Raw genomic sequence first — 11,717 nt, 5'->3', positions numbered from 1 at the left:
TTCCGATTCAGAAAGTGACTCAGATTCAGGAAGCGACTCAGACTCAGATAGCGATTCCGATTCAGACAGCGACTCAGATTCAGGAAGCGACTCAGATTCAGGCAGTGATTCCGATTCAGAAAGTGACTCAGATTCAGGAAGCGATTCCGATTCAGGAAGCGACTCAGATTCAGGCAGTGATTCCGATTCAGGCAGTGTTTCTGATTCAGGTTCTAACAATAATATAATAACGCCTAATTCACCTAAAAAAGGTAGCAATGCTTCTAATAAAAATGAGGCTAAAGATAGTAAAGAACCATTACCAGATACAGGTTCTGAAGGCGAAGCAAATAACTCACTAATTTGGGGATTCCTTGCATCATTAGGTTCATTACTACTTTTCAGAAGAAAAAAAGAAAATAAAGATAAGAAATAAGTAATAATTATATTAAATTAATCATATGATAAATAAAGAAGTCGCCTTGAAAGGTGGCTTTTTTGCTTGGATTTTCCAAATATATTGCCTGAATATAATTAATAATTAATTCATCAACAGTTAATTATTTTAAAAAGGTAGATGTTATATAATTTGGCTTGGCGAAAAAATAGGGTAAAAGTTAGGTTGTTAATTAGGGAAAATTAAGGAGAAAATACAGTTGAAGAAAAAATTGCTAGTTTTAACATTGGGAGCATTATGTGTATCACAAATTTTGGAAAACAATCATGCAAGTGCAGTGGTTTCAGGGGAGAAGAATCCATATGTATCCAAAGCACTATCTGTAAAAGGTCAAAAAAGTAATAGTTGGAATCTTGATCAATATAAAGATAGTTTAAATAAATTAATTACTTCAATTGATATTCATGATTATGATGGATATGATGAGTTGGAATATAAAGATATTAATGAAAAATATCAGAAAAAATTTCTAGCTGAGATTGATGCACTTAATAAATTTATAGATGAAGAGAGAAAAATAGCATACTATAGTAAGAATAATATACAGATACCAGTTGACATATTAGGACTGACACATGAAAGGTATTTGAAAATTTATGAATCATTACAAGAAAATAAAAAGGAATTTGAAATAGAGTCTAAGAAAATAGAAGAAAAGTATCCAGAATTAAAGAGGTACAGTAATGATGAAGAATATGAATCGAATGTTAAATTAAATGAATTGGAAAATAAGGTATTAATGTTAGGCTATGCATTTTTTAGTAATAAGGGTGCAAGAGAAAACTTATATAATAAATTAGATATAGTAGTTGGTTTATCGACTAAAGAAAGAGAAGATAAAACCCCTAAAAATAAAAGAATGTCAGATGATAGAGTTAAAGATTTGGAATCTATTATTGATGAATTTTTTGTTGAAATCAGTGAGAACAGACCGGCGGATATACCAGTGTTAGTTGAAAATAATGAAGAAAATATAGTAAGGGCATTAAAGTTAAAAGCAGATACAGAAGAAGCTAAAACAAATGTCTCAAAAAGAAGTAAAAGAAGTTTAGACTCTCAAAATTACAAATCTACATCAAGCAAAGTTTCTGAAGAACAAAAAGCTAATTATGAAAAGAAATTTAAAGAAATAAAAGAACGATTTTTAGCTAAACAACAAAATAAAAATACACCAGTTGTATCGTTAGAATATGACGAAGACGATGACGTAAACGACAAGAAACTTGTGGTTTCTGAACCAACAAAGAATCCAACACTACCTACATACACTGAAACAACGACACAGGTTCCAATGCCTACAGTAGAGCGTCAAACACAACAACAAATTACTTACCAAGCACCAAAACAATTAGCTGGATTAAATGGTGAAAGTCATGATTTCACAACAACGCATCAATCACCAACAAATTCAAATCACACTCATAATAATCTTGTTGAATTTGAAGAAACATCTGCTTTACCTGGAAGAAAAACGGGTTCATTGGTTGGTATAAGTCAAATTGATTCTTCACATTTAACTGAACGTGAAAAACGTGTGATTAAGCGTGAACATGTTAGGGAAGCTCAGAAATTAGTAGAAAACTATAAAGATACACATAGTTATAAAGACCGTTTGAATGCCCAACAAAAAGTAAATACATTAAGTGAAGGACATCAAAAACGATTTAATAAACAAATCAATAAAGTATATAATGGCAAATAATAAATATTTAGCTGCAAAGTAGTAAATAATTTGCTGAAAAGTAACATATTTTAAACTAGCAATAATATATCAAAGATACATCATGTGAAATTTAAATGAATATCTTATACATAGTCCACATTCTAAGCAGGTGTGGACTATTACTTTTTTCACTTTATATTACGAGAAAATTATTATGCTTAACTATCAAAATCAATAATTAATTTTAAGTGGTAAATTAAGTAAAATGTTAAGACAACGTTTACATCAAGTTAATTATTATACATAAAATTCTGGTATATAATTCTGTTAGTGAATTTAACAGGGAAATTAAATTGGTTAAAAATATTGAGTCTATATAAAGGAGAAATGACAGATGAAAAAGAAATTATTAATTTTAACTATGAGCACGCTATTTGCTACACAATTTATGAATTCAAATCACGCTAAAGCTTCAACTGAAAGTGTAAACAAAAACTTTGTAGTTCCAGAAACAAGTATTAATAAAATAATTCCAGATTATGATAAATATAAGAATGCACTAAAGCTAAATGTCAGTAGTTTAACTAACAACAAAAACTTTGTAGCTTCTGAAGATAAATTGAAAAAAATTGCAGATCCATCAGTAGCTGGTAAAATTGCAGGTGGAAAATTTGCCGTACTAGAATCAAAGTTAGGAAGCATTGTACCAGAGTACAAAGAAATAAATGAACGTGTGAATGTAACAGGAAACAACAATCCCAGTCATAATATTGGAAAGTCTTTTGTTACTAAAGGTCCAGAAGTAAAAAGATTTATTACACAAAACAAAATAAAATACCACTTCATTACTACACAAACACACTACAAGAAAGAAGTTACTTCATTCAAATCAACGCATGTACATAAATATATAAATCATGCAACTACTTCTAGCAATAAACATTTTACTGTTAAACCAATAGAAGCGCATAGATATAAACACCCATCTCAATCTTTAATTATAAATCATCATATTGCAGTACCTGGCTACCATGCTCATAAATTTGTAACACCAGGACATGCTAGTATTAAAATTCATCATTTTTGTATTGCACCAAAAATAAATAGTTTTAAAGTAATTCCATCATATGGTCACAGTTCACACCGCATGCATGTACCAAGTTTTCAAAGTAATACAAAATCAGTACATCAAAATTCTAGAGTAAATAAAGCATATAACTATAAATACTTCTACTCTTATAAAGTAGTGAAAGGTGTGAAGAAATATTACTCATTTTCAAAATCAAATGCTTATAAATTTGTTAAACCACCATTTAATATCAAAAATGTAAATTACCAATATGCTGCTTTAAGTAATAGCCCTACACACTAAGTTCCTGAATTTAAGGGCAGCGCATCAGCACCACGCGAGTATAAAAATTTGTACTAAGTTTACGAGATATGATAGATACTTATTATTTTAAATATAGTCTACAATCAATATGGTTGTAGGCTGTATTTTTGTTGATTTATAGACAACTATCAACGAATGAAAGGTAGTTTACACTTTAAAGTTGTAAAGTTTAACTAATCTTAAATAAAACTCCATTTATTTAAGATAAAAGTTAGACTCGAGATAATTGTTAATAGTTTGTTTATCACAAGTTAATTATTTTTCCGAAAATATTAGTATATAATTTTCGATGGCGAAGAAAGCAGGGTAAATAAGTCGGTTATAAAAAAGGAATAAGGGAGCAAGAACTAATGAAAAAGAAAGTACTAGTATTAATAATGGGTGTAATTTGTGCGACGCAATTATGGCATTCTAATCACGCAAACGCATTAGTAACAGAGAGTGTTGAAACTAATTTTGTTGTAAAAGATTCGGGTAATAAAAATATTTTACAAAATCATACTGAAATTACAACTGAGGAGAAAATTTCAATAGTAGAAAAGACTCAATTAAATAAATTAAAATCACTATCTAATGACAACTACATAGAATATGATTTACATACTAATCAAATAGGTAGTAAAAAAGGTTGCTTATATGGTTATAGTGAAATTGACTCATCACATTTTACTGAACGTGACAAACGCGTAATTAGACGTGATCATGTTAAAAAGGCACAAAGTTTAATTAATGACTATAAATATACACATAAATATGAAGATTTTGCTAAAGCAACGGCAAAAGTTAATACTTTAGGTAAATCGCATCAAAAATATCTAAATAACCAAATCGATAAAGTAAATAATCAAATCGATAAATCTGAAAAAAGCTAAATCAAATTAAATTTAAAAGTTACATATCTCATATTTAATCGACATCATATAAATAACGACAATTTCATTGATAGATTATCAATTTTAATATAGATTTAGAGACATTATATACATTGTCTTGATAACTAAGTCTGCAACGCTTATAGTTGCAGGCTTTTTAAATTTTTAAAAGATAAAAAAGATTAATTCGTGATATCAAAATATACAAATCAAATATAAATAACTACATTTACATTTGTTAATTTATTAAATATTTATTAATTAATTGTAAATTTGTAGATAAATATTTAATTAACGTTTAATATGAAAATTAACTAAAAAGAAAGAGGTGTTAGTTATGACAGAATACTTTTTAAGTGCTGGCATATTTACGGCAATTGTTTCATTAGTACTTATAGTGAAGGCTATAAGTAAACTTTCTCAAAGGCATACAATGAAAAGATTTTTATTTTTATCTACTAGTTGCTTAGTGTTAACATTAGTTGTAGTTTCTAACTTTAATCAATCTGCAGGAGCTGCTCAACTAGCTGATGAAGATGGAAATAGCAATACAACTGAATACAGCAAATCAGCAACGACTAAATTACATAAAGAGCCTGCGACATTAATCAAAGCAATTGATGGTGATACTGTTAAGTTAATGTACAAAGGAAAACCAATGACATTTAGATTGTTATTAATTGATACGCCCGAAACGAAACATCCTAAAAAAGGCGTTGAAAAATACGGACCAGAAGCAAGCGCATTTACGAAAAAAATGGTAGAGAATGCTAAAAAAATTGAAGTTGAATTTGACAAAGGACAAAAAACTGATAAATATGGACGTGGATTAGCTTATATTTATGCAGATGGCAAAATGGTTAATCAAGCGTTAGTACGTCAAGGATTAGCAAAAGTTGCATATGTATATAAACCTAATAATACACACGAACAACTATTAAGGAAAAGTGAAGCACAAGCGAAAAAAGAACATCTAAATATTTGGAGTGAAGGTAACGCAGAATAAAGTTACTGACACTTAACATAAAGTGCCACTGCTGCTAGTGGCACTTTTAATATATACTCATAAGTTCACCAAGTATTATTATATTTGAAATGAAAAATTAATTACACCAAATCAAAGTGTATTTAATATCAGAATATAATTTTTTTGAATTTAGTATTAAAATAGAATATTACTATATATTACAATATGTATTTTCACAGAAAATAAATTAATGCTTTACTTCTATATTTAGAAGTGTATAATAGTAGTTAAGTAATAAAGAGCGTGAAGAAAATTGTGAGTTATTTTTGTAGAATATTCTCCTTTTCATTTATGAATTTGTTACAAATATTTAGTGCAAAAGCACGACGGAGGTATTCGATATGAATAACGGTACAGTTAAATGGTTTAATGCAGAAAAAGGTTTTGGTTTCATCGAAAGAGAAGATGGTAGCGACGTATTCGTACACTTCTCAGCAATTGCTGAAGATGGTTACAAATCATTAGAAGAAGGCCAAAAAGTTGAATTCGACATCGTTGAAGGCGACCGTGGCGAGCAAGCTGCTAACGTAGTTAAAATGTAATTTTAGCTAATTCAAACAGTCCTTATTATAGGGCTGTTTTTTTTTATACTATTTTTGAAATATCATTTTTTAAATATAATCATAGCAATCAAGTAACAGATAAACGTTACCATTGCTTCCATTGACGTTTTAAAGCAAATCATTTAAGTGATAAATTATCTACATACTAAAGCCGGAAGAACTACATGTAAAAAATAAGTTGCATATAACTAGCAGTACATGCTACTTATTTAGAAATTATTATTACTTAACAAACATAAGCATAAATTTAAATTATTAAACTAAAAAACCGCCAATACAGAACTTTAATAATGACGAGAATTAAAGTCTGTATATGGCGATAACAAGAAGTAATGTTAAACACTCAAAATGTTTAACAATAATAGGATACCATATCGGATTATATCTTACTACTTAATTAATAATTTAACTAATCAACTTTTTGTTAATTTTTTATTAAGACTGATTAATTATTGAGAAAATTTAATGTTTTTAAAATCTCATAATAATTCAGTAATCTTATTACCATTTAAAAAGCGAAACATTAAAATAATTAAACAATAATATTGTGTTTATATTTATCTATCGAATATATTCAACTCTAGCGATTTGATGTCTACTGAAATAACTAAGGATTCATCATTATTATTTATTTGACCATTTGATAAATTAATTTCCGATAGTATTTTAAAGCTACCGTTAGGCAAAGGTTTAACTATCGACAATAGCGCTTCATTTTGTTGAATTAAAAATGGTTGTGTTGATTGGTTATTAATATGCCACTCATTCATTTTAGTAATTTCTCCTGTTCATTAGTAATGTTATATTGATTTTAACGAACGTACTAGCTATCAACCAAAACTTTGCTCAATTTCGACAAATGTTTTAGTTAATATTGAAATGTTATAAATATTATCCTCTTCAATATCTCCACGTAAATATTCTTGTTCAATTAAAACTATGCAATTAGCATAAAAGTCTTTATAGTTCCTATCACAAAAATAATCTTCTTGTGCATTTTTAGCATCACCAAAATAGTTAGCCTTAGATTCTGTATCACCTTTATTTGAGCGTTCAATATATAATTTATAAAATTTAGCTATTGTATATTTTTGTTCTTTAGTTAGTTTATTCAAAATCATAGGCCTCCTGAAACATCGTTTATATGTTATACCCAATTTGTTGGAAAATACTAACTAAATTAATTGCATTTTCAATGTCTTTAATAAGTTTTTACAAGTTTTAAGCGATATTGCTCTGTAAAATTATCTTTTATAGCGTACGGAGAAATTATTAATAATCCATGACTTCTAACAGATTTTTCACTAACACCAAATTTATAACCTTGATAAATTATTTTCGTACAATACGTGAAGTTCTTACTATTTAAATTTAATGTAACGAGATAGCGATGATTTGTGTTTTCATAGTTTTTCTTAACCCAATCAGCAGCTTTTTTACCAGCTCCAGGATAGGTACAGCGATAGACTTTCATCCAATCGTTTTTACCGCTAGCGTATATATATTTAAATGACTCAAATGATTGTGTTGTAGGTTTATCACCTGGACCCTCAATCTGTAAAATGGTCTTATCATCAATGGCAATACTGCTATGGCCAAAAAATCCCCACATAACAGGACCTTTTGTGATAATTATGTCACCAGGTTGTAATTTAAAATGATCATCTTTTATTTCTTTATATTTATTATCTGCAATAGTTGATGGTGCACCAATAGGGGATATAACAATGAATAATAAGAGAAAAATGATTGTATGTTTTATAAAATTCACTTAAAAGCTCCTTGTTGAAAAATATATGTTATTGATCGAAACGAGCATTAGGCATAAATCAATGCGCTAAGCTCTACAATGATATATTGGAGTAGTTGACTGAATGAAAATACACTTGAAACAAACTTTTATCAATTCTAGCCAATCGTGTCAGCGAGGCCTCAACACAGAGAAAATGGATATCCAATTTTCACAGACAATGTAAGTTAGGGTGCGGTGCCCCAACACAGAAGTTGATGGAAATTCAGTTTACAATAATGTGCAAGTTGGTGGAGCCTCAACATAGAGAATTTCGAAAGGAAATTCTACAAGCAATGCAGGTTGGGGTGTCAATGATAAAGAAATACTTTTTTCTTAGAAATTAGTATTTCTTATGCATGCAATTTACTCATGTATTCCAATTTTTAAGTACACATTAACTGTGGCTAATGTGTAAGAGCCACTGCATAGTAAATTATTAGTGGTTCTTTATCATTTCTGTCCCACTCCATAAAAATGGTTGAAACATATATTAAATATTAATGTATGTTGATATAAAATGTCTATTAAGAACACAAAAACAGCCAAAGGCATCAATAGTTAATGTCCTTGGCTGTTTATATCATATGTTCTTTTAAAGTATGCCAAAAATTAATGTATAAATTAACATTGCGAATCCAAAGATATAGAAAATAACGGCAAAGCTTAAATAAGATTCTCTTTTAGATTCTTTAGCAGTTTTTTTCATTAAGACAAATATAAATGTACCAGCAACGATAAAAATTAATGCTAGCCAAAATAAAATTGCAAAATGTAAAGTCATGTGAAACCCTCCTTATAAGTCGTAATCGTTAATCAATGAAATCATAGAAAATTGGATAGATATAATAAAGAACGAGCACGATGTTAATAAAAAATAATATTTCACTTAACCAGAATTTAGTAATCATTGCAATGGTAAACGATATAATGAGTATCGAACCGCAAATGATAATGCCAGGCAGGAGCCAACATAAATCATCTAAACCTTTGTTATATGTAATCATAATGTTAAAGATAATAAATATGATTGTTATAACTAAATTTATAGCATTTAATTGAATGTTTTTCATGATTGACACCTACTAATATAAATATAGCTTCTTATTGAATATCATAACACTATTTTGCAAAAGGTAAATAAAAAGTAAAGTTATTTTTAAAATATTATTTGAGCAATATTAAAGTTGGTTAATTGAGCGAACTTGTTAAATAAAATAGGGATTAACCTATCATTTCATGCTGAAATTGGATTTAAATGCAGTAAATTTTGTATTTTCCGTTACATTTTATAAAATTGAACAATAAAAAATGTGCAAAATGACTTTTGCACATTTACAAATATTAGTTTTCTGATAAGATTAATATCAATACTTTAAAAAGCACGTATCAAATATAGGGGAGATGGTTATATGACTTTTTACAATTTCATTATGAGTTTTCAAAATGATAATACACCTTTCGGCATGTTAGCAAATTACGTTAATGAAGATAAAGCATTCCCACGCTTAGAAGAAAGTCATCAAGTTATTAGAACATATGTTTTGTCTCATTATAAAGACCATCAATTAATTGAAATTACAAATAGAGCTATAAGCTTATATATGATAAATTAATTTGAATAATACCAATTGTGATGAATTAGTGCATCCCAAATATCTTTTGTTTTAAAGTTTATTTCATCATTTCTTATCGAAAATGGTGTAATAATGTCTTTATCTAACCAAGTGTTGATAAGCTCATTTGGTAAACCATCTAACAACATTTCACTTTTGCTAATTATAAAACATTCCCAGTCAAGTGAAACATTTTTTGGATTCACATAATTACATTGATTATGATTATCCATAAATACTCACTCCTTTAAGATTCTGTATTCTCCATAGCATTTTACCCATTAAAATAATCTTTCAAACCAAAATTATAGTCACTTTTCAAAATATGTATATTAAAATGCTATGCTTTTCACTGTTAAAAAAGTTTAAATAGTGGTTTAATATATTCGGTACTCATTTTAATAAAAAGATAATATATTTTGAGCTATCAATACTTTTTATTGAAGAGGTGTTATTGTTGGCTAAAACGCTATATTTAATGCGCCATGGGCAAACTTTGTTTAATTTTAAGGGACTAATACAAGGGTTTGGAGATTCTCCATTAACAGAATTGGGAATTTTGCAAGCTGAAAAAGCACGTAGTTATTTTGAAAGCAAGGGGATAAACTTCGATTTATATGCATCATCAACACAGGAACGCGCAAGTGACACACTTGAAAATGTCGCGCCTAACCAACCATATCAACGTTTAAAAGGATTAAAAGAATGGCATTTCGGATTATTTGAAGGAGAGTCTGTTTATCTATTTGATAATTTATATAAACCTGAAGATTTATTCGGAGATCGTATAGTGCCTTTTAAAGGTGAATCAAAGCAACATGTTGAGGAGCGTATAGTTAAAGCTTTGCATGAGCTGATGTCTCAAACAAAGGATAATGCATTGGTAGTGAGTCATGGAACAATTATAGGGGTGTTTCTTAGATATTGCCTAGATAAAAATGAGGCATTGAAACATAATATAGGTAATTGTAATATTTTAAAATTCAAATATGACAATGGAACTTTTAGCTTTGAAGAGTTGATTGATCCAAATTTATAATAAGTAAAGCGTTACACTTAGACAAGTTCAAGTCTTTGATGTAACGCTTTTTAATGAGACTACAAGCTTAAAACATAAGTTGCAGCAGTTTTTGTAAAATCATAAGAGCCACAATTATAATAATGACACTTGAAATTTTGTTGATAATTAATAATAATCTACCAGTTTTGTCGATAGAACCTACGAGTTTACCTAATATTGCGAGTAAAAAGAACCAAAGCCATGAAACACTTATACATACGATAGTAAATGCAATTTTATAATTACCATTGTATAAAGCAGCGCTACTACCAATTACGCCGATTGTATCTAATATAGCATGAGGATTTAGTAGTGATACAGATAAGGCAAAGCTAACTTGTTTCATTGGTGACATCGCTTTTACTTGGTTGTTCATTGAAGGTTTATCATTCCAAATTGTCCAAGACATATACAGTAAAAATATTAAACCAATTGCATAAATAATTGCTTGAAGAATGGGCATCGACATAATAATGATAGATATACCAATAACAGCAATAATAATTAATAAGCTATCTGATAGACCAGCTGTAAGAATTGCCGGTAATGCATATCTATATTTCGATTGGTTGGCACCTTGGTTAAATATAAACACATTTTGTGCTCCTAATGGCAAAATAAGTCCGATTGATAAGATAAAACCATGAAGAATTGCTGCTAACATAAGACTAATCCCCTTTAAAAGTATTGAAAATTCTGAAAATACATAATGGAAGCATATCAAATAAAATAAAACTGCTCAATATAAGAGCAGTTTAGAAAGGAAAGATTTTGTTTATATGATTTGGATTTATTAGAAATGAAGGAATATATAAATATAAAACTGAATTACTTATTAATCAAATCATAAAAAAGCCAATGTTCATCAAAATAAGAATCGCCTATTTTAATTGCATTTTTTTCAAAACCAAGAATGTCGAATCCAAGGGCGCTATAAAAAACTTTAGCACCTATATTGTTTGATACTATTGATGTGAGTACAGATTCGTAGTTGTTCTGTCGTGCATAGCTAATGATGTAATTAATGAGCTCGCTATTAATCGATTTATCGTTATTGTTAACAAAGTTGTATTTAATTAATGATTTATGTTCTTTTCCTACATATCGAATTTGTTCTAGCGTAGCTGTAGCAATGAGTGTGTTATTGTCATAACAGCCAAAGACGATACATGTTGGTAAAGTTTCATTTAAAATGTCATGTATTAAGGTGTCAGTCATAGTTTGACTATAATGTGAATCTTGAGTGAATTCTTCTTTGACTGTCGAAACGAGTCGTTTATACTCATTAAAATCATCAT

General features: G+C 28.7%; 16 protein-coding genes. 8 read left to right on the top strand and 8 right to left on the bottom strand.

The features are described 5' to 3' along the window. The 6 genes from CD116_RS13875 to CD116_RS05965 form a co-directional block, all read left to right on the top strand. Positions 1 to 415, top strand: a 415-nt coding sequence (locus tag CD116_RS13875) for an LPXTG cell wall anchor domain-containing protein (protein WP_240625099.1), incomplete at its 5' end; no start/stop codon positions are given. Between the two features lie 220 nt (positions 416 to 635). Next, positions 636 to 2,138, top strand: coding sequence for a von Willebrand factor binding protein Vwb (gene vwb, locus CD116_RS05985; protein WP_047551798.1), 1,503 nt, complete (start codon positions 636 to 638; stop codon positions 2,136 to 2,138). Positions 2,139 to 2,493: 355 nt separating this feature from the next. After that, the gene (locus CD116_RS05980) at positions 2,494 to 3,471 is read left to right on the top strand and encodes a hypothetical protein (protein ID WP_051981592.1); all 978 of its coding nucleotides are present in this window, start codon (positions 2,494 to 2,496) and stop codon (positions 3,469 to 3,471) included. A gap of 371 nt (positions 3,472 to 3,842) precedes the next feature. After that, positions 3,843 to 4,364 carry a hypothetical protein gene (locus tag CD116_RS05975; RefSeq protein ID WP_047551801.1) on the top strand — a complete coding sequence of 174 codons (522 nt, stop codon included), beginning with the start codon at positions 3,843 to 3,845 and terminating at the stop codon, positions 4,362 to 4,364. 337 nt (positions 4,365 to 4,701) lie between these two features. Continuing rightward, positions 4,702 to 5,370, top strand: a complete 669-nt coding sequence (locus CD116_RS05970) for a thermonuclease family protein (protein ID WP_047551807.1) — start codon at positions 4,702 to 4,704, stop codon at positions 5,368 to 5,370. 362 nt (positions 5,371 to 5,732) lie between these two features. Then, entirely contained in the window at positions 5,733 to 5,933 is a 201-nt protein-coding gene (locus CD116_RS05965) for a cold-shock protein (protein ID WP_001059082.1), read from the top strand. Between the two features lie 578 nt (positions 5,934 to 6,511). Here the strand turns inward: CD116_RS05965 and CD116_RS05960 are convergent. The 5 genes from CD116_RS05960 to tsaA form a co-directional block, all read right to left on the bottom strand. Beyond that, on the bottom strand, positions 6,512 to 6,724 hold the full coding sequence (locus CD116_RS05960; RefSeq protein ID WP_047532294.1) for a hypothetical protein: 213 nt from the start codon (positions 6,722 to 6,724) through the stop codon (positions 6,512 to 6,514). A gap of 60 nt (positions 6,725 to 6,784) precedes the next feature. Then, positions 6,785 to 7,069: a hypothetical protein gene (locus CD116_RS05955; RefSeq protein ID WP_047532292.1), complete on the bottom strand. Its 285-nt coding sequence runs from the start codon at positions 7,067 to 7,069 to the stop codon at positions 6,785 to 6,787. 86 nt (positions 7,070 to 7,155) lie between these two features. After that, complete coding sequence (gene lnsA, locus CD116_RS05950) at positions 7,156 to 7,725, bottom strand: lipoprotein N-acylation protein LnsA (RefSeq protein ID WP_047447825.1); 570 nt, start codon at positions 7,723 to 7,725, stop codon at positions 7,156 to 7,158. A 613-nt stretch (positions 7,726 to 8,338) separates the two neighbouring features. Continuing rightward, positions 8,339 to 8,527 (bottom strand): type II toxin-antitoxin system toxin TsaT, encoded by a 189-nt coding sequence (tsaT, locus tag CD116_RS05945; RefSeq protein ID WP_047427180.1) that lies wholly within the window; start codon positions 8,525 to 8,527, stop codon positions 8,339 to 8,341. Positions 8,528 to 8,555: 28 nt separating this feature from the next. Further along, positions 8,556 to 8,816: a type II toxin-antitoxin system antitoxin TsaA gene (gene tsaA / locus CD116_RS05940; RefSeq protein ID WP_047532284.1), complete on the bottom strand. Its 261-nt coding sequence runs from the start codon at positions 8,814 to 8,816 to the stop codon at positions 8,556 to 8,558. A gap of 339 nt (positions 8,817 to 9,155) precedes the next feature. Between tsaA and CD116_RS05935 the strand changes: the two genes are divergently transcribed. Beyond that, complete coding sequence (locus tag CD116_RS05935; RefSeq protein ID WP_047532282.1) at positions 9,156 to 9,359, top strand: sterile alpha motif-like domain-containing protein; 204 nt, start codon at positions 9,156 to 9,158, stop codon at positions 9,357 to 9,359. Here CD116_RS05935 and CD116_RS05930 read toward each other — a convergent pair. Next, complete coding sequence (locus tag CD116_RS05930; RefSeq protein WP_047427189.1) at positions 9,356 to 9,592, bottom strand: hypothetical protein; 237 nt, start codon at positions 9,590 to 9,592, stop codon at positions 9,356 to 9,358. The two genes, CD116_RS05935 and CD116_RS05930, sit on opposite strands and share 4 nt — an antisense overlap. A 224-nt stretch (positions 9,593 to 9,816) precedes the next feature. Here CD116_RS05930 and CD116_RS05925 point away from each other — a divergent pair, with 224 nt between their 5' ends. Then, on the top strand, positions 9,817 to 10,398 hold the full coding sequence (locus CD116_RS05925) for a histidine phosphatase family protein (protein WP_047532278.1): 582 nt from the start codon (positions 9,817 to 9,819) through the stop codon (positions 10,396 to 10,398). Between the two features lie 67 nt (positions 10,399 to 10,465). Here CD116_RS05925 and CD116_RS05920 read toward each other — a convergent pair whose 3' ends face one another. After that, positions 10,466 to 11,083 (bottom strand): LysE/ArgO family amino acid transporter, encoded by a 618-nt coding sequence (locus CD116_RS05920; protein ID WP_047532276.1) that lies wholly within the window; start codon positions 11,081 to 11,083, stop codon positions 10,466 to 10,468. 164 nt (positions 11,084 to 11,247) lie between these two features. Further along, on the bottom strand, positions 11,248 to 11,717 hold a 470-nt coding region (locus CD116_RS05915; RefSeq protein ID WP_103325204.1), incomplete at its 5' end, for a GNAT family N-acetyltransferase.

It is taken from the genome of Staphylococcus schweitzeri, assembly GCF_002902405.1.
Lineage (GTDB): Bacteria > Bacillota > Bacilli > Staphylococcales > Staphylococcaceae > Staphylococcus > Staphylococcus schweitzeri.
Note: the sequence above shows the minus strand (reverse complement) of the source record. Positions and strands in the feature narration are given on the sequence as shown.

What these genes read in the sequence shown, in the direction of transcription:
- tsaT (WP_047427180.1), bottom strand. Translation starts at nt 8,527, where the DNA reads ATGACTTTACATTTTGCAATTTTATTTTGGCTAGCATTAATTTTTATC.
- CD116_RS05970 (WP_047551807.1), top strand. Translation starts at nt 4,702, where the DNA reads ATGACAGAATACTTTTTAAGTGCTGGCATATTTACGGCAATTGTTTCA.
- CD116_RS05930 (WP_047427189.1), bottom strand. Translation starts at nt 9,592, where the DNA reads ATGGATAATCATAATCAATGTAATTATGTGAATCCAAAAAATGTTTCA.
- tsaA (WP_047532284.1), bottom strand. Translation starts at nt 8,816, where the DNA reads ATGAAAAACATTCAATTAAATGCTATAAATTTAGTTATAACAATCATA.
- CD116_RS05975 (WP_047551801.1), top strand. Translation starts at nt 3,843, where the DNA reads ATGAAAAAGAAAGTACTAGTATTAATAATGGGTGTAATTTGTGCGACG.
- CD116_RS05960 (WP_047532294.1), bottom strand. Translation starts at nt 6,724, where the DNA reads ATGAATGAGTGGCATATTAATAACCAATCAACACAACCATTTTTAATT.
- CD116_RS05980 (WP_051981592.1), top strand. Translation starts at nt 2,494, where the DNA reads ATGAAAAAGAAATTATTAATTTTAACTATGAGCACGCTATTTGCTACA.
- CD116_RS05935 (WP_047532282.1), top strand. Translation starts at nt 9,156, where the DNA reads ATGACTTTTTACAATTTCATTATGAGTTTTCAAAATGATAATACACCT.
- CD116_RS05920 (WP_047532276.1), bottom strand. Translation starts at nt 11,083, where the DNA reads ATGTTAGCAGCAATTCTTCATGGTTTTATCTTATCAATCGGACTTATT.
- CD116_RS05965 (WP_001059082.1), top strand. Translation starts at nt 5,733, where the DNA reads ATGAATAACGGTACAGTTAAATGGTTTAATGCAGAAAAAGGTTTTGGT.